Below are 26456 nucleotides of genomic sequence, written 5' to 3'. Positions count from 1 at the left end.
GACTATGAGCACCATTCCTGCCGATCAACCATGGCATCAAACGCTCAAATGGGAGCAGGGGGTATTTTTAATCGCACTACTGTTGGGAGGCATATTGCGTTTTGTTGGCTTGAATCTTCACCCTTTGAGCGATACCGAAGCGCACTTAGCCTTACAGGCTTATACGTTGGCTCAAGGGCAATCTGTGACTGATTGGGTTGGGCAACCCGGTTATCTGATCCCAACCGCAGTGGCATTTTTCTTGGTGGGTGCACGCGAAGCCACCGCCCGCTTTTGGCCGGCCGTTTGGGGGTTGCTGGTTATCATTCTGCCTTGGCTATTGCGGAATCGCTTGGGGCGACCCTTAGCGATCTTTCTCACCTTAGGTCTGGCAATGGACGCGGGTTTGGTTGCGACCTCGCGTTTGGCCGCTGCAGATTCTTTAGCCTTGCTTGGGGTTATAGGTTTTATCACGTTCTTTTGGCGTGGCGAATGGTACCTAGCAGGGGTCGCGTTAGCTTTGGGTGTATTAAGTGGCCCTTCGTTTTGGGTTGGGATTTTGATCCTGTTGTTAACCTGGCAGATCTGGCGCTGGGTTAATGGATCATGGCAGAATGGGTTGATGTTAGACCCCCAAAAACGTGAAGCGGGTCAATCTGTTTCTTGGAAGAAGGTGGGCTTTGCTTTTCTGATCACTCTGGTGGCGGTGGGGAGCGGTATGGGCGCGTTTTGGCGCGGCTTGGGGGCAGTAGCAACCGGGCTAGCTGAATTTCTACACAGTTGGTCATCTGAAGGGGTGTCGCTGGGGCTGATGGGAGTGGGTTTATTCATCTATCAACCTTTGGGTTGGTTTATGGCGTTGGCTCAGTGGCTAAGGGGATGGCGGCGTATTCCACCATTGGCACAAGTGGCGACACTGTGGCTGGGGATTGGTCTGTTGGTTCTTGCAGTGTATCCGGGGCGACAGGTTTCTCATTTAGTGTGGCTGTTGGTGCCGATGTGGGTGTTGGCGGCTTCTACATTAGCCCAAGCGATTGAGCATCTAGCGCAGACGGATTGGATAAAACTGGTTGTAGTCGCGGCGGGATACTTTACTCTGGTGGGTTACCTTTGGTTGAATATCGAAGGATTTGTCCCCGGTAACTTGATGCCACAGTGGGTATGGGTGCGCTGGTTGGCTATTTTAGGGGTGATCTTGTTGGGTATTGCGATAGGATTGGTTGTGAGTTGGACGTGGGGATTACATGTGGCCCGTCAAGGATTGTTCCTGGGGGGATTTGTCTTCTTGTCCTTTTTAACCTTTTCATCTACATGGCAAGCGGCGGGATTGGGGCGTGCGCCATCAGCACAGGTGTGGGGACCCCAACCATATCCTGCTGAGGCAGATCTGTTAGTGAAAACATTAGGCGATGTTTCCGAGTGGACGAGCGGGCGACGCGATGCCATTGATATTCGGGTTGTGGGGGTGGATTCACCTGCATTGCGGTGGGCCTTACGCCATTTTTATCATGCCCAGTTTGTTCCAGTCCTAACCCCGATGGAAACACCCTCAGTGATTATCACACCTGAAACCGCAATGCCTGGGGTGAGTGCGCTGTATCGTGGACAAGATTTCGTCTGGCGGGAAACACCATCTTGGTCTCTGTTCTTGCCAGGCGAGTGGTTATCCTGGATAATATATCGTAAAGCCCCCTTACAACGCCAAGGTGTGATTGTTTGGGTGCGCACAGATCGTTTTCCACACGTTTTGGGTTTTGCGAGTCCATAACATTAGGAATTCAATCATGGAAGCACCACCATTGACAATTGCAATTGATGGACCAGCCGCTTCGGGAAAATCTACCGTGGGGGAACGTTTAGCGAAGGCACTGGGTTATTTGTTTTTTGACACCGGAGTGATGTACCGCGCGGTAACTTGGGTGGCCTTGCAGTGTTTGGGATCCGTTGAAGATGAGTCTGCTGTTACCCGCCTGGCCGAGGTCGTGCAAATTGATGTTCAGCCGCCGAGTCAGAACGATGGTCGGCAAGCCGATGTGTGGGTAGATGGTGAAGATGTCACCTGGGCGATTCGCCGTCCTGAGGTAGATAAATGGGTCTCGCGCATAGCGGCCTATCCAGGGGTACGTCAAGCCATGACTCAACAACAACGGCGGATCGGCTTACGCGGGAAAGTCGTGATGATTGGCCGCGATATTACTACCGTGGTGCTTCCGGAGGCGGAAGCCAAGATTTACCTAGATGCTTCAGTAGAAGAACGTGCCCGCCGGAGATACTTAGAGCGAAAAGCACGAGGCGAAGAGGTTAACTACGAGGAAATTTTGGAGAGCTTGCGGCAACGGGACTATTTGGACTCTACACGCGAAGTGGCTCCACTTCGGGTGGCTCCGGATGCCATCGTGATCAATACCGATGGCTTGAGTGTAGACGAGGTGGTGCAAAAGATCCTGGCTGAGATCAATTAGGAGCGCCGATGTGTGACACTCTGGTGGCTTTAAACAATGCAACTGCAGATGGGTCGGTCATTTTTGCGAAGAATTCTGACCGTGAGCCGGATGAGGCTCAAATTCTGGAATTGATCCCAGGAGGGTTTCATCCGCCTGGGACAATGGTTAATTGCACCTATCTTGAGATTCCTCAGGTGGAGCGGACCTACACCGTACTGCTTTCACGCCCCTTCTGGATGTGGGGGGCGGAAATGGGTGCTAATGAATATGGCGTGGTCATTGGAAATGAAGCGGTTTTTACCCGTATCCCCTATGAAAAGCAACCCGGTCTGACCGGTATGGATTTGTTGCGGTTAGCCCTGGAACGATCTCAAAAAGCCGAAGAAGCACTGTGGGTGATTGTACGCTTGCTGAAAACTTATGGGCAAGGGGGGAATTGCGGTTTCCGTCATCCTTTTTACTATCACAATAGTTTTTTAATTGCAGATCCTTCGGAAGCATGGGTTTTAGAAACGGCGGGACGCCATTGGGTGGCAGAACGTGTGCGTGATGTACGCACGATATCAAATGCACTAAGCATCCGCAAGGCAGGGGATTTGGCCTCCGAGGATGTCGTGCGTTATGCCCTTGATCAAGGGTGGTGCAAACGCCGCGAGGATTTTGACTTTGCGACCTGCTATTCGGATTGGTTGTATACCCGTTTTGGTGATGGACATCGTCGTCAGGTTTGCACTTTAGAAGCTCTCGGTCGAGCAAAAGGGGGGATACAAGTTGCTACGATTATGGCTGTGCTTCGTTCCCATCCGGTTTCTCGAGGAACCCCCTGGCGACCAGATCGGGGTTTACTTGGTGCGGATGTGTGCATGCATGCCGGATTTGGTCCGGTGCGGCGCAGCCAATCGGTAGCCTCGTTTATTGCCCATCTTAAGCCCAACCAGTTTACGTTTTGGGGAACAGCTACCTCAGCACCCTGTACCAGCCTGTTTAAACCTTTCTGGCTGGATAGCGGCTTGCCTAACATGGGACCCAAACCGCAAGGTGAATATGATCCTGATTCCTTGTTCTGGCGACATGAGGTGCTGCATCGGGAGATACTGCGTGACTATCCCACCCGAATAGAAGCGATACGGGCGGAGAGAGAAGCCTTAGAAACCGAGTTCTTATCCGAGGTGGAGCGCCTGAATGGAAGCTCGGCAGAGGAACGGTATCAGTTGAGTCAGCGATGCTTGGAGCAAAGCATTTTAACCGAACAACGCTGGCTGGATATTGTGCGCCGTTTGCCGCTAGAAACTCGGCTTGCATGGGTTTACAAGGCCTTTTGGCGAAAGATGAATCGGCTGAATAAGATTCCTCAAGAGGTGCTGGATTGGGTCTAGGAGCGGGATAGTCGTATGATGGAATGGGTCTGGCCGTTTCTCCAGGAGCCCTCAATTTCTCTACCTGCCCAGTGGTTGGGTTGGGTAGGGTGGGGGCTTTTATTGCTCGTTTGGGGGTGGGGAATCCGGTGTTTTGCCCCCGACGCCTTAGAAGTAGCCCGTCAACGATGGCATTTATTGGCTGGGTTGGTGCTTTTATCGCCATTGGTTACCCTGGGAGTGGGCTTACGTCTGGTAGGGGAGACCTTACAGCCCTTGCCCTACCTTCCTGGTGAGTCTCCTTTACCGTTATTTTTGCCCTTAGCGGCCATCCCCTGGGTTTTGGCATCGGGATGGCTAGGGCCGTTCTGGGCCGCCTGGATTGCGTTGGAGAGCGGTATGTTTATGGGGTTGTGGGTGACTCATGAGCTTTTTACCCCATTGTTAATAAGTGGGCTGGGTATGCTGTATGGGTTTACGGTATCTCAGGCATATCACGGACGGCTCTGGGCTTGGTTGCGACGACCTTGGGTGGCGGCTCTTGGGGTGGGGTTGGCTTATGCTCCAATTTTGATTTTGGGCGCTTTCTTTGCCACCCCTGGGGGTTTGGCGGCACGACTTGATTTTGCTTTATCCCAGGCCTGGTTACCGGGGTTGGTGCGTTATTTTGAATTGATTTTGGCTAGCATAATGGCTACGATGGTGTCAATGCTTCCTGGCCTGGGTTGGCGGCGGAGCACAATTCTTGTATCTGCCCCCTGGGAGTCCAGTCTAGCTAAGAAGATTTTAGTCATTACCTTGCCTTTGATCATGCTCTTGGTGATAGTGATGACGGTAAGCCATTGGATGGCGGCGGGGAACGCTGCGCGCGAGATGCTCCGTGAACGTTTAAGTGCGGCGGCTCAGGTGGCGGCTGAGGGATTGCCGTATTTTTTGGAGAGCGGTCAGAGCCTAATCACACGTCTGGCGGAACCCAGCCTATTGGTTCAACCACCGGAGGTTATGCGGGACCGATTGGCACAACAATTACGTGCGGTACCTTACTTTAACCAATTGATGCTATTCAACTCTGCTGGTGAGCTGGTTGCAGCCTATCCTGAGGTGGATATAAAGACAACCCCACTTTCTGACCAAGAAAACCAGGGAATTAGGTTGGCCCTCAAAGGTGTGCCGATTCAAGTGTATTCAATTCTTCCGGTGGGAGAAAAGCGTTCCATGCAGGTGGTTTTTGTGGCAACCATTCAAGAAGGGGGAAAGGTAGAGGGTGTTTTATTAGGTCGCACTGACTTTGATACCAATCCATTTACCCAACCCGCCCTGGCCGCATTACAAAGCATTCTGGCTCAAGGTGGGGATGGGTTTATCCTGGATGAGAACGGGATAGTGTTGTATCAAGCCAATCCCAGCCAGGGAGCACTTCTTGGCGAGCCATATGGCGCGATTGGGCTTGGAGATGCACCGCGGTTCTTTGAAGGCCTTTCGCCGCTGGGTACACGCCAATTTGCCTTCTACCAACCGGCGGTGGGCAAAGCGTGGAGTGTGATCCTCGTTCTACCGGCACAACGTGTGCAAGAGGTGGCACTTCAAATTGCAGCGCCCACTTTGATCTCATTAGCGGTCTTTGCAGCCTTGCTGATTCTGCTGGCTAATTTAAGTTCACGCACCCTAGCCGCTTCACTTTCTCTTTTGGCTTCTCAAGCAACCCGAATTGCGCAGGGCCACTTGGAATCTGTTGTCAATGTAGAGGGGGTAGATGAAGTTGGACGGTTAGGGCACGCTTTTGAGCAGATGCGGGTGAGCCTCAAAGCACGCCTTGAAGAATTGAACAAACTTTTGCAAGTTAGTCAAGCGGTGGCGACCAACTTAGATATTGAAGCTGCAATTGCCCCCGCACTTGAAGTTACCCTTGGGGAGCATGTGGTTGCGGCACGGGTGATGTTGGTGCCTGAGGTAAAACTGGATTTTGCCGGTGGGGGCGAGGTCAAAGTAGCGAAAGGGAAGCTTTCAGAGACATTTGGTTACCTGGATGAGGTGCTCTTTGATTGGCTTCGACAACAGAATCTGTTCACGGTTGCCAATGTCAGTCGTGCCCGGCACCTACAAGAGGTTGTGCGCGACCGTCCCTACCCAGCAGCGCTGGTTGCCCTTGCCCTTCGCTATGAGAACACCTATTACGGTGTGTTTTGGGTAGGATACGATCAGCCGCGGGCGTTCTCTGATGAAGAATTGCGCTTTTTAGAAACGTTAGCGGGATATATTGCGGTAGCCGCGGCCAATGCGCGTTTGTATGCCACCGCCGAAGTTGGACGTAAACGTCTTGAGGCCGTCCTGACCTCAGTACCTGAACCGGTGCTGGTGTTTGATGATCAGGATGAGCTACTGCTCTTAAACCCGGCGGCGCTCCAGGTGCAGGGATTGTTTAGTCAGGTTGCACCGGGTCGCCCATTGCGTGAGGTGATCAGTGTTCCTGCACTGCTTGATCTTTTATCGTTGAGGCCCGGAGCGCATTTCCAGGCGCGAGAAATTGCGCTTCCTGATGGCCGGGTTTACCATGCCAGTGTTGCAGCCGTGTGGGGTGAAGAGCGGCCCATTGGCAAGGTGTGCGTGTTGCAGGATATCACGCACTACAAGCAACTGGATGCGCTGAAGTCCGAATTTGTGGCGACAGTAAGTCACGATTTACGTTCGCCGCTGACTCTTATTCGAGGTTATGCCACGATGTTGCAAATGATCGGTGATCTCAACGAGCAGCAGCGGGGTTATCTGCAGAAAATGATCAACGGTATCGAATCCATGACCCGCTTGGTGAATAATTTGCTTGACCTAGGGCGGATTGAAGCGGGCGTGGACTTAAAACTTGAACCCCTTGAACCGGCTGAAATCGTTGGTCAGGTTATCGCTCAACTGCAACCCCAGGCGGCTCAAAAGAACATTGAGATACAGCGGGAGTTTCATCTTCCTGAGGGGTTAATGCTACGGGCTGATCCCGACCTGCTGAAGCAGGCATTGTTTAATCTGGTGGATAATGCTGTTAAATACACACGACTTCAGGGTGAAGTAAGTGTGATAACGACGTATAACAATGGCTATATCACGTTTGCGGTGCGCGATAATGGGATTGGTATTGCCCCGCTGGATCTTCCACGCTTGTTTGAGAAATTCTACCGCAGTGGGCGGCGCGAGGCATATGAGCAACGCGGCACGGGGTTAGGCTTAGCCATTGTCAAATCTATTGTTGAGCGTCACCATGGGCGGATATGGGTAGAAAGCCAACTTGGTAAGGGAAGTGTTTTCTATGTTGAATTGCCTCTTGACCCTGAAAAAAGCGAATCTTTGGTATAATAAACATAGGAAATTGGTTTCTCTAAAACCTTAAAATTTCGCCAGAGGGGATACAAAGAACGTTTTTCGTGTTATAATTTGATTTTGCATGCATGCTAATGTTTAATGCTCAGGCGAACTTAAACGCATGAGACTGTGAGTCTCACGCGTGTATCTTGTTTAACGTCAAAAAGGTTATTTGCTAGAGGAGGCGTATTTGTGGAAACGAAAAGCCTGATTGCCCTTCGAATCAGCCTGGCCTCTCCGGAGACGATTCGGTCCTGGTCGTATGGCGAAGTCCTCAAACCTGAAACGATTAACTATCGTCGGCTGCGCCCCGAAAAAGATGGGCTCTTTTGCGAGGCCATCTTTGGCCCAACCAAGGATTATCAATGCTACTGCGGTAAGTATAAAAATCCACGTTATAAAGGCATTGTTTGCGACAAGTGTGGGGTAGAAGTCACGCGGTCTTCGGTGCGCCGTGAACGCATGGGGCATATTGAATTAGCCTCCCCGGTGGCTCATATCTGGTATACGCGGCGTGTGCCTTCTTACCTTGGCTTGCTATTGGATATCTCGCGCCGTAACCTGGATCGTGTGCTTTATTTTGCCCAGTATATTGTCACCTACGTGGATGAAGAAGCACGCCAGAAGGTGCTCAAGCGCATGGAAGATGAAATCACTGTATCCGAGCGCCAAAAAGCGGCTGAACTTAATAAACGTATTCTTGAAGTCAAACAAGCACGCGATCGCCGCATCGCCGAGTTGAATCAGCAGCGGGCTGAAATGGAAGCCCGTCGCGATGAGCAAATTGCATCCCGCTTAGAGCCAGTGATCCAGGAAGGGCAGTCCCTGGAACGAATGCTGCAGGAGAAAGTAGGGACGGTGGTGCGCGTTCCGGTGGTCTTTTCTTCGGCGAATGTCGAAATCGCCGCTGCCGGGGAGACGATCACCCCACAGCATATTGGGCGGGTGCAGCGGGTGGTTAAAGAGCACCTGGAAGAATTGGAGAACGAATTCCGCGAGCAATTCCAGCGTGAACTCGAACAAATTAAGATGCAGATCGAAGAGATTCGAGCGCAGGCTGAGATGGAAATGGAAGCCTTGCGAAGCGAACTCGAGGATCAGTCGGTGGCGGCGCAGAGCAGTAGCGCGCGCCAGCGGGATGAATTGCAGGAACTGCGCCCCTTTACCTTCCTGACCGAAAGCCGCTATCGCGAGTTGAAATCGCGTTGGGGGCAGGTGTTCCGTGCCGACATGGGTGCGGAAGCCTTCTATGATATTTTGCGTCGTTTAGACCTGGACAAACTGGCCGAAGACCTATGGCATGAGGTGCGTACCTCCAAGAGCAAGCAGAAGCGCAAGAAGGCTACCACGCGCCTCAAAGTGGTTGAGGCATTTCGCCGATCGGGCAACCGTCCCGAGTGGATGATCTTGCAGGTCTTGCCGGTCATCCCGCCTGATTTGCGCCCTATGGTGCAATTGGATGGTGGGCGTTTTGCCACGTCGGATCTCAACGATCTCTATCGGCGAGTTATTAACCGCAATAACCGCCTCAAACGTTTGCTCGAATTGGGTGCGCCAGACGTGATTGTGCGTAATGAGAAACGTATGCTACAGGAGGCGGTGGATTCCCTCATTGATAACTCACAGCGCGGCAAAGCTCTTTCGCGCCGGGGACGCCGCGAACTCAAATCCCTAAGTGATATGCTTAAGGGTAAGAAGGGGCGTTTCCGCCGCAACTTGCTGGGTAAGCGTGTGGACTACTCGGGTCGCTCTGTGATTGTCGTTGGGCCAACCCTGAAACTTTATCAGTGTGGTTTGCCCAAGACCATGGCGCTGGAACTATTCCGCCCCTTTGTCATTGCGCGTCTGGTACAGCATAATTATGCCGCTAATGTCAAAGGCGCGCGCCGTTTAATTGAGCGCAATCGCCCTGAGGTTTGGGAAGTCTTGGAAGAGGTTATTAAGGAGCGCCCGGTATTGCTCAACCGTGCGCCGACTCTGCACCGTTTAGGTATTCAGGCGTTTGAACCGGTATTGATTGAAGGTAGCGCGATTCAACTTCACCCCCTGGTTACCACCGCCTTCAACGCTGACTTCGACGGTGACCAGATGGCTGTTCATGTGCCGCTTTCCGAAAAAGCCGTCTGGGAAGCGCGCAACTTGATGCTGTCTTCCAAGAACCTGCTCAAGCCAGCGGATGGCGAGCCGATCATCAGCCCGTCCAAGGATATGGTGCTCGGGGTTTATTACCTTACCATGGAAGATAATAAATCCCATCGCGGGGATGGACGGATCTTTGCTGATTTGGATGAGGTGGAGTTGGCCTATCACCTCGAGCAGGTTGAAGTTCACACGAAAATCCGTCTACGAGTCAAAACTTGGTACGATGATCAGGGCAATCGCCTATCAGCGCCACGGCAGGCCCTCATTGAAACCACAGTTGGGCGTGCATTGTTCAATCGTATTCTTCCTGAAGAGGTGCAGTTTGTCAATGAAGCGCTAGATAAAGGCGGGGTAAAAGATCTCATCGCCCAAGTCTATGAACTCTGCGGCGAAGAGGTTACCACAGTAGTTGCTGACCGCATTAAGGACATTGGCTTCGAATACGCGATGCGTTCGGGTGCGACGCTGGCGGTAGAGGATATCACCATGCCGCCGGAAAAGCGGGAGATCCTGGCCAAGGCTCACCAGCGTGTGGATGAAGTGCAGCGTGCTTTCCGCCGCGGCTTGCTCACCGAACAGGAACGCAATGAGCGTGAAATTGAAATTTGGCAGCAAACCACCAAAGAGGTGGCCGAGGCGGTGCGCCGCGTAATGGATCCAAACGGCAACCTGGCTATTATGGCTAACAGTGGCGCCACCAAAGGTGGCTTTGGGCCGATCTCGCAGTTAGCTGGTATGCGCGGATTGATGGCGGATCCAGCGGGACGCATTATTCGCTTGCCAATTCAGTCCAACTTCCGCGAAGGTTTGACCGCGTTGGAGTACTTCATCTCCACCCACGGCGCCCGCAAGGGTTTGGCGGATACCGCCTTGCGTACCGCAGATGCGGGTTATCTAACCCGCCGCTTGGTGGATGTAGCCCAGGATATCATTGTCAATGAGGTGGACTGCGGCACCCAGGAAGGTATTTGGATCCGCAAGTCAGATGATGTGGCAGGGCAATCTATGGCGAGCCGCTTATATGGCCGTCTGACCGCAGCACGCGTGGTGCATCCTTTGACCGGTGAAGTATTGGCAGAACGCAATCAGATGTTGGATCATGATTTGATCCGTAAGATTTTGGCCGCTGGTATTGATGAGGTTAAGGTGCGCTCGCCGCTCACCTGTGAGTTGGTGCACGGGGTCTGTGCCCATTGTTACGGTATGGACCTGGGTCGGGGCAAGATGGTCGAGTTGGGCGCGGCGGTAGGAATTGTGGCAGCCCAGTCCATTGGTGAGCCGGGTACGCAGTTGACCCTGCGCACTTTCCACACCGGTGGTGTAGCTGCGGGTGGTGACATCACGACCGGTCTGCCGCGCGTGGAAGAACTTTTTGAGGCTCGCCGCCAGCCCAAGGGTGAAGCGGTCATGGCACGTATTTCTGGTACAGCAAAGATCATTCAATCTGATCGTTACTCTGACCAACGCGTAGTGCGCGTTGAGCACTCTGAAATGGTCAGCGACGAGTACGACGTGCCTGAGGGTTGGGAGATAAACGTCACCGATGAGGGTGAAGTGAAAATCGGTGATTCAATTGCAACCCAGGGTGAGGCGGTAATCACGGCTCAACACAGCGGTCGGGTGCGCTTAGAAGGGCGGCGCGTGATTGTCTCTTACGAACAGAAAGAGGCTGAGGAATATGAAATCCCCAGCACGGCGCGCCTGCTCATTCGTGATGGGGACCATGTTGAGGCGGGCCAACCTTTGACCGAGGGCTCACTTAATCCGCATATGATCCTACGGGTGAAAGGGCGTGAAGCCTGCCAGATGTATCTGCTCTCGGAAATCCAGAAAGTTTACCGTGCGCAAGGGCAGAACATTAATGATAAACACTTTGAAGTGATCATCCGCAAGATGATGGGACGCGTTCAGGTCATCCGGCCGGGAGATTCGCCCTACCTGCCAATGGATTTGGTGGATCGGCTGGAAATCCGCCGCGTCAACGAGCAGTTGATCGCTGAGGGTAAGCAACCCGCTCGCTACGTTGAGGTGCTCTTAGGGATCACCAAAGCCTCATTGAGCACCGATTCGTTCCTCTCAGCGGCCTCCTTCCAGCACACGATCAAAGTATTAGCCGGAGCAGCCATTGCGGGCGCGGTGGACCCGCTTTACGGCTTGAAAGAGAACGTGATCATCGGTAAACTCATCCCGGCTGGCACAGGTTTCCATCCTGATCGCTTTAAGGCGGATGGAATCTTCTCCAAGAGCGTCTCTATGGCCAATATCACCGGCGACTAAGTGGATGCTCGCGCAGAGAGATGAAATAAAAGCAGGTGGTTAAAAAGCCATCTGCTTTTTTCTTGTCATTAAGGGGTCATGAAATTTTGAAGGATGAATAATGGTAAGCGATCTTTCCATCAAAGGTGCCCAGCGTATCGCTGCCGTCGCGCACGTTACCCAGACTGGATTGGGCAGTCCAGGTGAAATGTCGCGAGTTACCGCTACCGCTAACGCTGGTTAAAGTAAAAGTCGCTTGGGGTAATAGTTGGCGTAACAGCGTCGTGTACCAGGCACGGATAGCCTCTCGTCCCTGGATAGTGCGAGCTGCCGTGATATGCACTGCGTCCGGATGGTATAAGGCCACCACGCTGTCTGGATTACCGCTGTTTAAGGCGGTGATGAATTGTTGGGTAATATCGGGTGGAGGGGGTTGAATGTTCCATATATAGGTGGCTATAGTGTTCCATATGGTGGGGAGATCACGACGGCACTCATCCCACGAGAAGAAATTGGCTGCACTTAGATTAAGCGCTCGGGCAGTATCCAGGAATGTAACGATATCAGCGGGAGTTGGTGCCCAGCCGTTAACTTTATAGGCCGGTCCAGTGGGAATGATGGGACGAACCGGGGATAAAGCCTGAAATTCGCTCACACAACGCCGGAGTTGGGCATCTGGGTTATGCGCCTGTTCCCAATAAACCTGAGGCATGTTGTAGTCACAATATTCCAGAAAGGCTTGCCAGGGGAAGGAGCGGTGGTAAGAAGGGAAGCGATAGGAACTGAGGGCAAAGGGAAGATTGGGAAACGTGCTACGTAGGCGGCTCATCAAGGTGCGGGCGGCGGTTTCTCGTCCGGGCTGCTTGAACTCGGCCTCAGCGTCAATCACGTAGCCTTCTAAGCCCAAGGTTTGAATGCGCTGAATCGCGATATTAGCTTCTCCCACTGGGTTGGAACCGTATACATAATGCCACCCCCAGACTCTGATACCTCGGGCACGCAAGGCTTGCAAAACCGGGGGCACCAGATCGGCGCCGGTCGAGGTGTTGATATTATAAGCATATGGCCCGTCGGCAACCTTGATCAAGATATGCGTATAGCCAGAGGATTGAGCGAGGTTTGCAATGGCTTGAGGATCGCCACCTTCACAATCGCGGACTTTCCAGATAAAAAAACCCTTTCCTTGGAGCGTCATGTTACTCCCTCTTCCCTATGTAAATTGAGACTCAAACCTGGGAAGAAGGTTGCAAGTTCCCTGCCAGTCCAATCTCGGGTGCAATACGGCGCATGGCAATGATCACATTTTCCACGTGTTCCCACAGTTCAACCCCGAATTCTTCCGCAGCACGGGCGATTTCCTCACGATTGGCACCCGCTGCAAAAGAGCGCTCTTTCCATTTCTTTTTGACTGAGGCAGCGGTGAGGTCATAAAGCGAACGTGAGGGGCGAACTAAAGCCACGGCAGTGATCAATCCTGTGATTTCGTCGCAGGCGTAGAGGGCTTTTTCCATCAATGTGACACGCGGAACACCAGTGTGATCGGCGTGGCTTAGGATAGCGCGCACAATATCTTCTGGAACACCTCGCGCGCGCAAAATGGGTGCACCGGCTTGGGGATGTTCTTCCAGAGTGGGGTGAATTTCCCAATCAAAGTCATGGAGCAAGCCAGTTATGCCCCATAATTCTGTGTCTTGTCCCAATTTCTCGGCGTAGAAGCGCATTGCCGCTTCAACTGCCAGCATGTGGTGAATGAGATTCTCGTTCTTTACGTATTCGGTAACAATGGCAAGCGCCTCATCGCGATTCATGCTTCTATACCTCCTTGGTGATTTTGAAGGTTCAACGGGTATGCCCCGTGTGGTTCAGGGAATATAGGCTCGGGTTCTCCCAATACTGGCACCGGTCGCCGAATAAGAACATCTATGAGCGCCATAAAGGTAGCCGGGATTTCACGCAAACGCCAGTAACGATAAGCGATCGGATGGTAGGCGCGCTGATCTGCTGGCACCCCCCAGGCATTAACACCGAGTAGGTTGCAAGTGATGAGTGCGCGTGGAAGATGGAATGCCTGAGTCACCAGCACGGCTTGTTGGACACCAAAAATATAGCGGGCACGATAACAGGTGTCGTAAGTACGCCGTCCGGCATAATCCAACACAATGTCGGCATCGGGAACGCCCAACTGAAGGGCGTAATCGCGCATGGCACCCGGTTCGTTATAGTTGATGAAGCGGTTATCTCCGCTCATGAGCAACTTGCTGACCTTACCTTCAAAATATAATTGCGCCGCGGTTGCCACGCGATCACGCAATACGGGGGAAGGGCTGCCATCACGAGACAGGCCAGCACCAAACACGATCGCCACAGGGGCCGTTGGGCTCTCATGGAGGGCAAATGTGCGTGGTTTAGCATAGAGCCAGGCGGTGAGATTGGAAATCCCGAGCAAAAGAATTGCGCCACTGCCAATGACGGTTGAGATGGTGAACAGATTCTTCAAAGTCTTCATGCGGAAAATTCTACCATGAGGGGCAACTTGGTAAGGATCAGGCTTGTTCATCGCCCCAGCAAGGTTTCTAAGTCCGGTGAAAGCGCCGAGAGCACTTCGCGCAGTGGGTCATAAACCGAGTCATCCACCCGCTTGAAAGCCTGCAATGTGTAGCCCTGATTGAGTTGAGAGATCAAGGCATTCAAATCGCTATCATTGATGGCATCCATTAGTGCTGACACAAGCGCCTGGCGCACCGCTTCTGGCACCCGCGGGTGAAAAGAGACATTCAGGTTCGGGATGATGGGCTCAGTCTGCCAGAGAATAACCACCCGCTGTTCTGCGTCTGGCAGGTCTCTTAATACCGTAGATGCCGTACGCGGATCACCAGAAATGGCAAAGGTAGCACCGAAATCGCAGATTCCTTTGATGTAAAGAGCACGAACAACTGCGCTGGGGGTTTGGGCAATAACCGCGGGTAAGGTTTCGATATCAAATTGTTTTAATAGCGCGGCTGGGAGCAAATACCCTGCAATAGACGTGTTTTCAACCCAGCAGGGACGTGTCCCGGCTAATTGAAAAAGTGCAGTTTCGGCCGGGGCGGTGCTGCGATTTGTCATGGGGTCAAAGTAACGAACGAAGTTGCTCTCGGCATTGGCCAAGAACATGCTGCCATAAAAATAAACGCCGAAATGATTGGCCAATAACGCAACTTCGGCGAGGCCTTTGTCATGCGCGTAGATATAAGTTATTGGAGGTAAGAAGGCGGCTTGGATCGCTCCGCTTTCCAGAGATGTCATGAGAGCGGAGTAAGACGCGAAGAGGCGAGCATTTACACTAATTTTCGCTCGCTCGCTCAAAGCCATGCTCAAGCCTTGGGCTGCGGATTGGTTTTCTGGGGCGAGGGGATTTTCGATGACGAAGCCGATAACCAAGGGGTTTTCGGGATGTCCCAGGGGTTGGGGGGTAGGGGTAAGGGTTGGAGTTGGGGTGTGGGTTACAGGGGTAAGCGTGTCGGTGGAAGTGCAGGATGTCTGTATTACTAACCCAAAAAACACCCCTAAAGCGAAGAATAGTTTACGCTTCATCGGTGCTGAGTCCATGATGGATTAGCGTATTTTTCGCGTACCAAGGCCTCGGCACGCTGCATTTCGATAGGGGAAGGGAAACCTTCCCGGAGATCCAAGTCAAACGTTTCGGCGAAGGCGCGGGCAAAAGCCTCGGCCGCCGTTTCCCAGGCCAGTGGATATCCCAATACTCTTTCGGCTGTGGTGGCGTGTTCTAGAAGGCGCTCGGCATCTCTGGCGCGCTGTTGAGGATCATCATAGCGAAGCACGTGTACGATGCGGGTCAGGTCACCATATAATGGGAATGAGCCGTGTTGGAGGACACCTTGCAGGCGGCGTGCCTGAGCACTGCCGATAATCTTCTTGCCATCTACAGTGATCTCGTAATTCGAAGGAACCTCGAAGCACACTGCACCGTTGGCTTCGATTTGTCCATATTCGCGGTCGGCGCGCGCCGGGAGTCCCAAATCATGCAAGGCTTTGACCAGGGCAGCGGCAACGCGGCGGTATGATTCAATTACGCTTCCGCTGACAATCGGGTGATCATGGGGAGCGATGACAGCATAGGTAAGTTCGTCAGTGTGAAGGATGGCTCGTCCCCCGGTGGGGCGACGAACTATGTCCCACCCAAGCGCTTCAAGGGCTTCAATGTCCACATCACTGAAACTTTGCGCATAACCCAGAGAAAGGCAAGGGGGATCCCAGGCGTATAACCGCAGGGTGGGAGGAGATTGCCATTGGACCACGGCTTCCAATATGGCTTCATCCAGAGCCATATTCCAAGCCCCCGGAGCGGGCGAAGAGCAGATGAGTCGCCAGGTTTGCCGCATCGTGACCCAAATTATAAACCAGAAAAGCGGAGAAAACCAAAGTTTAGACAGGCACGGGGGCGGCTTTACCGCTTATGCTATAATGAAGATTGTAAATAGGTTTAATGCGAGTTTTCCTTATAGTTCATCGAGGCAGGGGGTTTAAGAAAAGGCTTGTCAACAATTTTAGGACTGTGGTATATATAGGCTTGCCTCTTTGTGAGACGTATGTCTGTAAGGAACAATGTGGAAAGGAGGTGATGAGGTTCTTAAGTTACGAGTTAAAGTGAATTTGTGCCCCTTTTACCCTGCCGAATCCGTTTGATAGGCATCCAAATTTCCAAAAGCAACAATAAGGAGGAAAGATGAAAGCGAAGTTACTGCCCTTAATCAGCCTGCTGCTTGTGGTGGCCTTTGTGCTGGCCGCATGCCAACCGGCGTCTCCGACGGCTGCTCCCACTCAACCGCCGGCGCAAGAACAACCTACGCAACCGCCGGCTCAGGAACAGCCGACTCAACCACCGGCGGCGGAAGAAGTCACCCTCTCGTTCTGGGAGCAAGAGGGTGACGAGGTGGACGTGTTCATTGACCAGTTGTTGGCAGAGTTCATGGCCGCCAATCCCAACATTAAGGTCGAACGCACCCATTATGAGAATGAGGCACTCCGAGACCAATTCCAGACCGCGGCGTTGGCCAATGCGGCTCCCGAAGTCGTGCGCGTTCCGAACGACTTTGCCGGCCCCTTCAGCAAGCTGGATATTGTAGCCCCGGTGGATCAGCTCTTTGATCAGGCGTTCCTGGATCAGTTCTTCCCTGGCGCGCTTGAGCCCGCCGTGGTTGGTGGAACGCTGTGGGGCGTTCCAGATAACTATGGCAACCATCTGATGTTGCTCTATAATAAGGACCTCATCGCAGAACCTCCTGCGACGTTTGAGGATCTGATTGAAAAAGCTAAGGAGCTGACCAAGGGCGACATTCAGGGCTTCGCTTACAACCTCAATGAACCCTTCTGGGGCGCTGGTTTCTACGGCGCTTTTGGCGGCTGGCCTCTGGATGAGAACGACAAGCCCCAATTCAACAATGAGGCCTTTATCAACTACCTGAAGTTCGTCAAGAGCCTTAAGGATCAGGGCGTTGTTCCACAGGAATGCGATTACAACTGCGCCGATACGCTCTTTAAAGAGGGTAAGGCGGCCATGATCATCAATGGTGACTGGTCGTTGGGCGACTATGTCAAGGCCTTGGGTGATAAACTGGGTGTTGCCCCGGTGCCGCCGATCAACGGCAAGCCCTACACCGAGATGACCAGCGGCAAGTACTTCATGGTTTACAAGGGCGTTTTGGATGATCCGGTTAAGAAGGATGCCGTGGTGAAATTCATCACTTTCATGACCTCGAAAGAGGTTCAGAAGCGGTGGCTCGAGGAATTCAAGCGTCTGCCTTCAAACAAAGAGGTTGCGCAGGATCCGTTGATCACCAGCGATCCGATCCTGGCTGGTTCTATGGCAGCGCTTCAGAATGGTCGTGGTATGCCGGCAGCGCCGGAGATGCGTTGTGCGTGGGATGCCTGGCGTCCGGCGCTCGAAGGTGTGATGGCAGGTACCACGACACCCGAGGACGCCGCTGCCGCGGCTCAGAAATCAGCCGATGAGTGTGTGGCCACGTTACAGTAAGTAGCACTTGAGTTGAGGGGAGCATGAGTTCTCATGCTCCCCTTTTTTACTAGAAGGGGACAGGTGCCATGGAGGAAAAAAACGGATTGCGCCGCTTTTTACCCACCTTTCTCTGGCTCGCTGCAGGGGTGGCTGTTATCTGGGGCTTGGTCCGCCTAATCGCTCCCTATTCGGCTGGGATCACTCTAACGCAAAAGATTATTGTGGCACGATTGACCGAGGTGAGCGGTTTTCTAATCGCTCTTTTGATGGGTCTGGCTGCTATCGAAGTCTTCGTCTATCAGATTTTCTTCCGCGGTCCACGGGATATCGTGACCGCGATTATTGTGCGTGTTTTGCAGAGCGTTTTTGGGCTAACCCTATTGCTGGCGGTTGTGGCCTTTTTTGATCTCACCGATTTAATTCGTCTAGGGGATAGTACGCTTGCCAATTTGATCCGGTTTCCAATAAATCTGCCGGCCAACCTACAAAAGGCGCTCATTAATGCCTCAATTGCGTCAAAATCGTCGGCAGGCTTGTGGAGTATGCTGATTATCGTAGGTGGGGTGGCGATTCTACTGGGGGCAGTGCAAGCCCTTACTCGCCCCCGCCCGACCAAACTTGGCCTGGCGTATCTTCTGGTCACTCCGGCTTTCATCGGTATCTTCTTCCTTATCCTTTACCCATTTGCCTTTGAGGTCAAACTGGCTTTCTCTAACGCGTCGTTGGGCACGCAAGCAACCAAAAACGCATCTTATGGCTTGATCTATGGCTGGCAAAACCTGGTCACCTTGTTTACGGGCAATGTCGCCAAAGAAGCAAAGTTTTTTGAGGTCTTAGGTCGCACTGTGCTCTGGACGGTGATCAATGTCACATTCCACGTCACCGGGGGTATGATTCTGGCTTTGATGCTTAATCGCCCAATGAAGTTGCGCGGTCTATACCGCACCTTGCTGGTCTTCCCCTGGGCGATTCCAACCACCATTGCGGCGATGGCTTTTCGCAATGAGTTTGACTCCCGCTATGGGTTCTTCAATATTATCCTTCGTAACCTGCAAAGTTGGTTTGCCGATGTTACAAGTCAAACCGGTTCGTGGTTGGTGATCGGTGATGCTTTTAACTGGCTGGCACAAAACATCGGCCCGGTTTCCTGGAAACAGGATCCGTTCTGGGCGTTTGTGTCTGTGCTCATTGTCAACATCTGGTTGGGTATTCCGTTCATGATGGTCATCATTCTCGGCGGCTTGCAGAGCATTTCACATGAATACTACGAAGCCGCCGAAATTGATGGTGCCAGCCCCTGGCAATCCTTTTGGAATATTACCATCCCCTTGCTCCGCCCCGTGCTCACTCCGGCGATCATTTTAGGGGTGGTGTGGACGTTCAACAAATTTGATGTCATCTATCTGGTGACGCAGGGGGGGCCACAGGAGAAAACCGATATTTTGGTTTCATCCATGTATAAGGCGGCTTTTCAATTCTACCGCTATGGTTTCACTGCCATGTTTGCCCTAGTGATCTTCCTGATTTTGTTTGTCTTCACCCTGGTGTTCCTCAGAGTTAGTGGTGGGTTAAAGTCAGCAACCGATTAAAAGGAGAGATGAGCCATGAAAAATGTGAGCCTGGCATTAAGACGTTTTTACCGCTGGTTCTTCTTCCGTGCCCGTGGGGATAGCCCCTTCAAACGCTTGCTTATTCACCTAGGGTTGATTGTGGCTTGTATTATTGCCGTCTATCCCGTCTTGCGGGTGGTCACCATTTCTCTCCGTCCAAATGATACGTTGCTGACCACGAGCCTGCGCATCATTCCCGAAAATGCGACCCTAGATAATTACAAAGAGGTGCTGTTTGGCGCCCCGGAGAAAAATCGCAAATCCGATTTCTTCCTCTGGTTATGGAATTCCCTTTCGATTGTCATGGTAACCTCGATTGCCAGTGTGGTTTTAGCCGCCACCAGCGCCTATGCGTTTTCCCGCTTTCGCTTTCCGGGCCGCAATGCAGGGTTGGTTTTCCTGTTTACAACCCAAATGATCCCGGCGGGGATGTTGCTCTTGCCACTCTTCATTATGTTGGCCAAATTACAAATGATCAACACCTCACTGGGCTTGATCATTGCCTATTCCGTTAGTTCTGTGCCGCTGACCATTTGGACTTTGAAGGGTTATTACGATACCATCCCGGTGGACCTTGAAGAGGCGGCGTTGATTGATGGTGCCTCACGCTTGCGCACCTTTACCCAAATAATTTTGCCACTTTCCAGTCCGGCCTTGGCAATAGCGTTCCTCTTCAGTTTTATGGGTGGCTGGAGTGAGTACCTGGTAGCGCGGGTGGTATTGCAGAAGAACGAAATGTACACCTGGCCGTTAGGTATCTTTACTTATGCCCAGCAGTTTACTGTCGCCTGGGGTAAATTTGCAGCGGCTTCGGTATTAATTGCCATTCCGGTGATGGCGCTGTTCTTGTATTCTTCAAAATGGCTGATTTCAGGTCTAACTCTAGGAAGTGTCAAGGGATAGAACCATGCGTCAACTACTGCGATTCCTGCCATTGACAAACGCACTATTAATTCTTGTTCTACTCATTACAGCGTGCACGGCAATAACACCGACGCCAACTCTTTCCGCGCCTACGGCAACCCCAGTAGCCACAGAGACACAACCCCCTCAGGAAGAGGTTCTTTATCTTAACCTTATTTGGCATCAGCATCAGCCGCTCTATTACAAAGACGCGAATGAGGTTTATACCCGTCCCTGGGTAAGGGTGCATGCCACTAAAGACTATTACGACATGGCAGCAACCGTTGCTCAGTATCCAAATGTCCATGTTACCTTTAACCTGACACCGGTGTTGCTGCGTCAGTTGGACGACTTTGTCCAAAACGGGGCCAAGGATAAATATTGGGTACTGGCAGAAAAACCGGCTAGCGATCTTACAACGGATGAGAAAGAGTTTATCCTACGCCGTTTTTTCGATGTCAATTGGGATAACATCATCAGTCGCTATCCCGGTTACAAGGCTTTACTGGATAAACGCGGCGGTACGGATGACAAGGCAATTGCAAACGCCCTGGAGACTTTTAACGAACAGGATTTTCGCGACCTACAGATTTGGTTCAATCTGGCCTGGATTGATCCTGATGAATTGGCCAAAGAACCCCTGAAGTCGCTGGTTGCGAAAGATCACGGTTTCTCAGAGGCAGATAAAGGGGTACTCTTTAACGAGATTCGCCGCATCATGGCGCAGGTGGTACCGATCCATAAAGATCTCCAGGAGAAAGGGCAAATCGAAGTCATCACCACCCCCTACGCCCACCCGATTCTGCCCTTGTTGTATGATACCAATTTGGCAGCGGTAGGTAACCCGGGAGCCGAACTGCCGACTCGTTTTTCCTACCCCAACGATGCCATTGCGCATTTACAACGTAGCATTCAGATATACCAGGACCACTTTGGGGTCGCTCCGAAGGGACTTTGGCCGGGTGAGGGGGCGGTGGCGCAGGAGATCGTGCCGTTGGTGGCAAAGGCCGGTTATCAATGGATGGCAACCGGCGAGCCGGTCCTGGCCCAATCTCTGGGCATTGGCTCGTTCACCCGCGATGCAAAGGAAACCGTCCAAGAAGCCGACCTTCTTTATCGGCCCTATTATGTTCAGGATAAAGATGGCCATAAAGTTGCTGTTTTCTTCCGCGATTGGACCCTCTCCGACAAAATTGGTTTCACTTATTCCGGAATGCCGGGTGAAGCCGCGGCAAAAGATTTGATGCAACGCTTGGAGAACATTCGCCAGCGCCTGAAGGAGGAAGGTGCCCAGGGTCCTCATATTGTAAGCATTATCCTGGATGGCGAGAACGCCTGGGAATATTACAAGAACGATGGCAAAGAGTTCTTGAATGCGTTTTATCAGCTGCTCTCCGAGAGTACTACGATCAAGACGATCACTCCCACCGAATACCTCAAGCGCTTCCCCGAACAGCGCACCTTGGATAATCTTTTCCCCGGAGCCTGGTTTAGCCCCAATTACGATACCTGGATTGGTGAACCGGAAGAAACACAGGCGTGGGAATACCTGCGACAGACACGTGAACTGCTTGCCAAATACGATCTGACCCGCACTCGCAAGACTTCTCCAGAGGCCATTGCAAAGGCTCAGGATTATATGTACCTGGCGGAGGGTTCGGATTGGTTCTGGTGGTATGGGAGCGATCAGGACTCCGGACAAGATAAGTATTTTGACGAAGGCTTCCGGGCACTATTACGTGGGGTTTATGAAGCGCTGGGTGAACCTGTTCCGGCATTTGTTAGTGTACCTATCATCCAGGCGAAGCCGGTAGCCGCAAGCCGTCCGATGAACGGAACGGCGACCCCTACCATTGATGGGGTGGCTGGCGCCGAGGAGTGGGCAAATGCAGCCGCGTATACGGTAGAAGAGGGCAAACCATTGACCGGTTTCGAAATCGCCCTGGATGGCAAAACTCTTTACCTGAAGGCCGTTGCTGCGGCGGGTGAAAAATTGCCTGCACGTTTGGGTATTTACCTCACGGTGCCTCGCGTTGCCAACCCCTATCCCTTTACTCAGACGGTGGAGGGTGAATCTCCAGTCTTGTTAGGCATTGCGGCAACCCATGCCTTTGTTTGGGAAGGTGGCCGAGATTTGGCTTTCTATACCGCCTCGGCTAAAGGGTGGCAGTCCGCTGAGCAAGGGGGAACCGCAGCCGCCAAGGGCGGGGTCCTTGAGGTTGCCATTCCTTTGACTGCTTTGGGCGCAGTGGAAGCGGGTGATGACCTGCGCTTAGTCGTGGTGGCTCAACCAGAGGGTCAGGTCTTACCCGTGGGTGGACCGGCGCAGGTTGTGCTCCCCGATTTGGGCCTTTCCACGGTGATCTTGGATCTCGAAGATCCGGAAGGCGATGATCACGGTCCAGGAACTTACACCTACCCCACCGATGGCGTCTTCCAGGAGAAGGCCTTTGATCTAAAAGCTTTCCGCGTTTCCTATGACGAGAACAATATCATTTTCCGCTTCACTTTCTATGGCCCAATCCCTAATCCGTGGGGGTCGCCGAATAATTTGGCGATCCAGACGCTGGATGTTTATGTGGATAAGGATCCGGGGGCGGGAACTGGAGCGCGGTTGCTCTTGCCGGGGCGAAATGCGGCTTTGAAGTCCGGCAATGGATGGGAGATTGCCATCTGGGCTGAAGGGTGGACACCACAAATTCTTGCCCCTGATCCTGCGTCCTTGACCCCGAAACAGGTCACTGGGGTAGATTTCAAAATCCTGGTTGATCCTGCTGCTCGGACGGTCACATTGCGCGTTCCGCGGCAGGTGTTTGGTGAGGGCGATCCCCGCACCTGGGGGTATGTGGCTGTGGTGTTGGGTCAGGAGGGCTTCCCGGCAACGGGAGTCTGGCGGGTGCGGGATGTTGAACCCCAGGCAGCACAGTGGCGTTTTGGGGGTGGCCCGGCAGATACCAATCACACGCGGATTATAGACTTGGCCTGGCCAGTTAATCGTACCCCAACTCAAGAGGACATGCTGGGCACCTATCCTTCGTCAACTAAGCCAGTGGATCAACTTACTCCGGATGATTTCGCCCAGTTGGAACTCTTGCGTACCCCTTGAGATTGATTTGACTACCACTCGGACCTGGCCTGCCCGGCACTTGCAGGAGTGTTAGGTGCAGGCCAGTCTCTCTTGCTTAGAGGGGTGTATACTTGATTTACCCGTTATCTTGACCTGATAGCCGAGGTACATGATGACAGAAACACTTCACATCAGCCAGGTTTTGCAACCTCGCGAAACAGTTGAAATCCACTTGCCGGATGGGCGTGTATTTAGTGGTCCACGCCACACACCTGTGGGAGAGTTCCTTAGAGCATTGCCGGAGTGGGATAATCCTCCTATTGTAGGGGCTGTGGTTAATGGCGAATTGCGTGAACTGACTTATCCCATCAGCATGGATGCACGTGTGCGACCGGTTACCATGGCAGATGCGGACGGCGCGCGCATTTACCGCCGTTCGATCACTTTTTTGCTCGAGGCGGCTTTTGAGGACCTCTTTCCACAGGCGATATTAACCGTGGACCACTCGGTGGCTTTTGGCGGTTACTACTGCCGGGTGAGCGGCAGACCACCCCTGAGTGCAGATGAGGTCCGGGCGCTTGAATCTCATATGCGCCACTTGGTGGAGCAGGATTTACCTTTTGAGCGGCAAGTGGTTCCCTTATCTGAAGCCATGACTTACTTTGAGCAAAAGGGTTATCCGGATAAACTACGGTTGCTTAAGTACCGCCAGAAAGATACCTTGGTGCTCTATCGTCTAGGAGAGCATCGTGATTATCACCACGGCTATATGGTGCCCTCGACCGGTTACTTGCGTTGGTTTGCGCTTACGCCACAAGAGGAAGGATTCGTTCTGCGATTTCCACGTCGCCATGCTCCAACAACCCTTTCCCCCATGCCAGCCTATCCCAAACTTCTACATGCCTTTCGCCAATACGGGGACTGGCTAGCCCGCCTGGGTATAGAAAGCGTGGGTGCTCTTAATGATGCCATTCATGCCGGGCGCATTCGAGAGGTGATTCTGGTCTCCGAGGCACTTCACGAGCAGCGTATTGCCGAGATTGCGCGACAAATTGCCAAACGGGCTGAACAAGCGCGCATTATTTTGATCGCCGGTCCTTCTTCTTCGGGAAAGACCACCTTTGCCAAACGCCTGGCGGTGCAATTGTTGGCCTACGGGCTTTCGCCGTTCCCGCTGGAGTTAGATAACTTTTTTGTCGAACGAGAACGCTCACCGCGTGATGAAAACGGGAATTACGATTTTGAAGCCCTCGAGGCGCTGGATATTGTGCGTCTTGAGGAGTGTTTGGAGGGATTGATCGCGGGAAAGGTGGTGCAATTGCCGCGGTTTAATTTCAAGTTGGGGCGTCCTGAACCCGGAGATGTGGTGCAACTACGTCCCGATCAATTGATCATTTTAGAGGGCATTCACGGGCTGAATCCACGCCTCTTGCCCGATTTTCCCCAAGAACGGGCATACCGAATTTATGTTTCGTGCCTTACCCAACTTAATCTGGATCGGTATAATCGTATCTCCACCACCGACACGCGCTTGATCCGCCGCATTGTGCGCGATGCCCGTGAGCGCGGGTATTCGGCAACCGAGACAATCGCTCGTTGGGAGTCTGTGCGCCGTGGGGAAAAGCGCTACATCTTTCCCTATCAGGAAAATGCAGATGAAATGTTCAACTCAGCCCTGGTTTACGAACTCTCGGCGCTGAAACCGTTGGTCGAGCCGCTTTTACGCCAAGTACCTTATGGGAGTCTCGAGCACATCGAGGCGAAACGATTGTTGAGTTTTATGGAGTGGTTTCTCCCAATTGAGAGCGATCTTATTCCGGATAACTCGATCTTGCGGGAATTTATTGGTGGTTCGATTCTCAGCGATTTTAAGTTATGGGAGCATGGGCTCGAGGGTTCACCCAATGGTCTTTCCCCCCTTTTTTCCATGCGATAAACACCAATTTAAGCAGGATATACAACACCTTACCCGCTTGAAATGGCGAGTAAGGTGTTGTGGGCGGAAGGATCAGGGTTATTTCAAGTGGGCTTTAATGACCTGGCTCAGGCGGCGAATGCCCTCTTCAATAACCTCAGGCTTGGAATACGAGAAGTTTAGGCGCATGGTGTTCTCGCCCCCGCCACAAGGGTGGAAAGGTTCACCGGGTACATATGCAACCTTGTTTTCGACTGCCTCGGTAAAGAGTTCGGTGGTGTTCATCCCTTCCGGTAGGGTCACCCAGAGGAAGAGCCCGCCCTGTGGCCGAGTCCAGCGGACGCCTTCAGGCATATATTTTTCGAGCGCTGCCAGCATGGCATCACGGCGCTCGCGATAAACTTCGCGGATCTTGAGCACATGGCGATCTAAAAATCCGCCATGGCCAACTTCATAAGCCACAACCTGATTGAACGTTGCAGTGTGTAAATCTGCGCCCTGCTTAGCCAACACCAGTTTGCGAATCACCTCGGTCGGGCCAATAACCCAGCCCAGGCGCAAACCTGGGGCGAGGATTTTGGAGAACGTGCTCAGGTAGATCACGTTCCCGCTGTAGTATCCATTCCGGTCGTTTTGGGCGTGGATCTTGGCATCCATGACCACGACCGAGGGCAGGTGCTCGCCCTCATAGCGCAATTGACCATATGGATCATCCTCGATGATGGGCACACCGTAACGCGAGGCGAGTTCCACCAGTTGACGCCGGCGCTGGGTGGACATGGTGACGCCCATAGGATTCTGAAAATTGGGCAGGACGTAAATGAATTTAGGACCAGCGCGCAGAGCATCTTCAAGTTCTTCGGTGACCATCCCCTCGTCATCTGTGCGCACGGTGATGTACTCAGCGCCATATGCATTCCAGGCTTGTAGAGCCCCCAAGTAGGTAGGGGATTCAACCAGGATGCGGTCACCCCGATTGATAAATACCTTTCCGATCAGGTCAAGTGCCTGCTGTGAACCAGCCGTGATGAGGATGTTATCGGCAGAGACGCGAATGCCGTAGCGCGAGGTATGACGGGCAATCATTTCTCGTAGGGGAAGATAACCCTCGGTCGAGCCATACTGGAGCGCCATACCGCCGTTTTCGCGTAGGACCCGCAAACACGCTGCTGTGAACTCTTCGATCGGAAATACTTCAGGAGCAGGCAATCCCCCGGCAAAGGAAATGACATCGGGTTGCTCAGTCAGTTTGAGTAATTCACGAATGGCCGAGCCCTTCATCCGCTGTGTGCGCTGCGCATAGCGGTGATCCCAAAGTGTTTGCATGCTCGTTCTCCTGGTTGAATTCTCCAAGGAAAATTCGGGAATGTTAGCGGCGGAGGCGAACTCTTCGGGTTTGACCATGAACGGGTCGAACGGCA

At 52.7% G+C, this 26456-nt stretch carries 16 protein-coding genes; 10 read left to right on the top strand and 6 right to left on the bottom strand.

What is annotated here, in order from left to right:
- The first annotated feature begins 4 nt into the window (after window positions 1-4).
- The 5 genes from AC01YT_RS01310 (at window position 5) to rpoC (ending at window position 11545) form a co-directional block, all read left to right on the top strand.
- The gene (locus tag AC01YT_RS01310) at window positions 5-1747 is read left to right on the top strand and encodes a hypothetical protein (RefSeq protein ID WP_476672363.1); all 1743 of its coding nucleotides are present in this window, start codon (window positions 5-7) and stop codon (window positions 1745-1747) included.
- 16 nt (window positions 1748-1763) lie between these two features.
- Window positions 1764-2441, top strand: coding sequence for a (d)CMP kinase (gene cmk / locus AC01YT_RS01305; RefSeq protein ID WP_476672362.1), 678 nt, complete (start codon window positions 1764-1766; stop codon window positions 2439-2441).
- Window positions 2442-2449: 8 nt separating this feature from the next.
- Entirely contained in the window at window positions 2450-3799 is a 1350-nt protein-coding gene (locus AC01YT_RS01300; protein ID WP_476672361.1) for a C69 family dipeptidase, read from the top strand.
- Window positions 3800-3814: 15 nt separating this feature from the next.
- Window positions 3815-7120 carry an ATP-binding protein gene (locus AC01YT_RS01295; protein ID WP_476672359.1) on the top strand — a complete coding sequence of 1102 codons (3306 nt, stop codon included), beginning with the start codon at window positions 3815-3817 and terminating at the stop codon, window positions 7118-7120.
- 198 nt (window positions 7121-7318) lie between these two features.
- A complete protein-coding gene (gene rpoC / locus AC01YT_RS01290) occupies window positions 7319-11545 on the top strand; it encodes a DNA-directed RNA polymerase subunit beta' (protein ID WP_476672357.1) in 4227 nt (1408 codons plus the stop codon).
- A gap of 76 nt (window positions 11546-11621) precedes the next feature.
- Here rpoC and AC01YT_RS01285 read toward each other — a convergent pair whose 3' ends face one another.
- Genes AC01YT_RS01285 through AC01YT_RS01265 form a run of 5 tightly spaced genes read right to left on the bottom strand, consistent with a single transcriptional unit; the run spans window position 11622 to window position 15852 of the window.
- Window positions 11622-12719: a nuclear transport factor 2 family protein gene (locus AC01YT_RS01285; protein ID WP_476672355.1), complete on the bottom strand. Its 1098-nt coding sequence runs from the start codon at window positions 12717-12719 to the stop codon at window positions 11622-11624.
- Between the two features lie 31 nt (window positions 12720-12750).
- Complete coding sequence (locus AC01YT_RS01280) at window positions 12751-13332, bottom strand: HDIG domain-containing metalloprotein (protein WP_476672354.1); 582 nt, start codon at window positions 13330-13332, stop codon at window positions 12751-12753.
- Window positions 13329-14030, bottom strand: coding sequence for a SanA/YdcF family protein (locus tag AC01YT_RS01275; RefSeq protein ID WP_476672352.1), 702 nt, complete (start codon window positions 14028-14030; stop codon window positions 13329-13331). The genes AC01YT_RS01280 and AC01YT_RS01275 overlap by 4 nt, the downstream gene beginning before the upstream one ends.
- 47 nt (window positions 14031-14077) lie before the next feature.
- On the bottom strand, window positions 14078-15097 hold the full coding sequence (locus AC01YT_RS01270; protein ID WP_476672351.1) for a phosphate/phosphite/phosphonate ABC transporter substrate-binding protein: 1020 nt from the start codon (window positions 15095-15097) through the stop codon (window positions 14078-14080).
- Window positions 15094-15852: a lipoate--protein ligase family protein gene (locus AC01YT_RS01265; RefSeq protein WP_476672349.1), complete on the bottom strand. Its 759-nt coding sequence runs from the start codon at window positions 15850-15852 to the stop codon at window positions 15094-15096. Before AC01YT_RS01265 ends, AC01YT_RS01270 begins: the two co-directional genes overlap by 4 nt.
- A gap of 398 nt (window positions 15853-16250) precedes the next feature.
- Here AC01YT_RS01265 and AC01YT_RS01260 point away from each other — a divergent pair, with 398 nt between their 5' ends.
- The 5 genes from AC01YT_RS01260 to AC01YT_RS01240 all read left to right on the top strand — a co-directional run bounded on the left by AC01YT_RS01260 (window position 16251) and on the right by AC01YT_RS01240 (window position 25056).
- On the top strand, window positions 16251-17558 hold the full coding sequence (locus AC01YT_RS01260) for a sugar ABC transporter substrate-binding protein (protein ID WP_476672348.1): 1308 nt from the start codon (window positions 16251-16253) through the stop codon (window positions 17556-17558).
- A 68-nt stretch (window positions 17559-17626) separates the two neighbouring features.
- Window positions 17627-19129, top strand: coding sequence for a carbohydrate ABC transporter permease (locus tag AC01YT_RS01255; RefSeq protein WP_476672346.1), 1503 nt, complete (start codon window positions 17627-17629; stop codon window positions 19127-19129).
- A gap of 15 nt (window positions 19130-19144) precedes the next feature.
- Complete coding sequence (locus AC01YT_RS01250) at window positions 19145-20053, top strand: sugar ABC transporter permease (RefSeq protein WP_476672344.1); 909 nt, start codon at window positions 19145-19147, stop codon at window positions 20051-20053.
- 4 nt (window positions 20054-20057) lie between these two features.
- Complete coding sequence (locus tag AC01YT_RS01245; RefSeq protein WP_476672343.1) at window positions 20058-23159, top strand: glucodextranase DOMON-like domain-containing protein; 3102 nt, start codon at window positions 20058-20060, stop codon at window positions 23157-23159.
- 130 nt (window positions 23160-23289) lie between these two features.
- Complete coding sequence (locus AC01YT_RS01240; protein WP_476672341.1) at window positions 23290-25056, top strand: uridine kinase family protein; 1767 nt, start codon at window positions 23290-23292, stop codon at window positions 25054-25056.
- A 78-nt stretch (window positions 25057-25134) separates the two neighbouring features.
- Here the strand turns inward: AC01YT_RS01240 and AC01YT_RS01235 are convergent, their stop codons facing one another.
- Entirely contained in the window at window positions 25135-26361 is a 1227-nt protein-coding gene (locus AC01YT_RS01235) for an aminotransferase-like domain-containing protein (protein ID WP_476672340.1), read from the bottom strand.
- Window positions 26362-26456 lie beyond the last annotated feature (95 nt).

Source organism: Thermanaerothrix sp., from assembly GCF_056331585.1.
Note: the sequence above shows the minus strand (reverse complement) of the source record. Positions and strands in the feature narration are given on the sequence as shown.

Excerpts from the sequence above, each read along its gene's own strand:
- AC01YT_RS01280 (WP_476672354.1), bottom strand. The coding sequence starts at position 13,332 with ATGAATCGCGATGAGGCGCTTGCCATTGTTACCGAATACGTAAAGAAC.
- cmk (WP_476672362.1), top strand. The coding sequence starts at position 1,764 with ATGGAAGCACCACCATTGACAATTGCAATTGATGGACCAGCCGCTTCG.
- AC01YT_RS01255 (WP_476672346.1), top strand. The coding sequence starts at position 17,627 with ATGGAGGAAAAAAACGGATTGCGCCGCTTTTTACCCACCTTTCTCTGG.
- AC01YT_RS01275 (WP_476672352.1), bottom strand. The coding sequence starts at position 14,030 with ATGAAGACTTTGAAGAATCTGTTCACCATCTCAACCGTCATTGGCAGT.
- AC01YT_RS01245 (WP_476672343.1), top strand. The coding sequence starts at position 20,058 with ATGCGTCAACTACTGCGATTCCTGCCATTGACAAACGCACTATTAATT.
- AC01YT_RS01310 (WP_476672363.1), top strand. The coding sequence starts at position 5 with ATGAGCACCATTCCTGCCGATCAACCATGGCATCAAACGCTCAAATGG.
- AC01YT_RS01240 (WP_476672341.1), top strand. The coding sequence starts at position 23,290 with ATGATGACAGAAACACTTCACATCAGCCAGGTTTTGCAACCTCGCGAA.
- AC01YT_RS01265 (WP_476672349.1), bottom strand. The coding sequence starts at position 15,852 with ATGGCTCTGGATGAAGCCATATTGGAAGCCGTGGTCCAATGGCAATCT.
- AC01YT_RS01270 (WP_476672351.1), bottom strand. The coding sequence starts at position 15,097 with ATGAAGCGTAAACTATTCTTCGCTTTAGGGGTGTTTTTTGGGTTAGTA.
- AC01YT_RS01295 (WP_476672359.1), top strand. The coding sequence starts at position 3,815 with ATGATGGAATGGGTCTGGCCGTTTCTCCAGGAGCCCTCAATTTCTCTA.
- AC01YT_RS01260 (WP_476672348.1), top strand. The coding sequence starts at position 16,251 with ATGAAAGCGAAGTTACTGCCCTTAATCAGCCTGCTGCTTGTGGTGGCC.
- AC01YT_RS01235 (WP_476672340.1), bottom strand. The coding sequence starts at position 26,361 with ATGCAAACACTTTGGGATCACCGCTATGCGCAGCGCACACAGCGGATG.
- AC01YT_RS01300 (WP_476672361.1), top strand. The coding sequence starts at position 2,450 with ATGTGTGACACTCTGGTGGCTTTAAACAATGCAACTGCAGATGGGTCG.
- AC01YT_RS01250 (WP_476672344.1), top strand. The coding sequence starts at position 19,145 with ATGAAAAATGTGAGCCTGGCATTAAGACGTTTTTACCGCTGGTTCTTC.
- AC01YT_RS01285 (WP_476672355.1), bottom strand. The coding sequence starts at position 12,719 with ATGACGCTCCAAGGAAAGGGTTTTTTTATCTGGAAAGTCCGCGATTGT.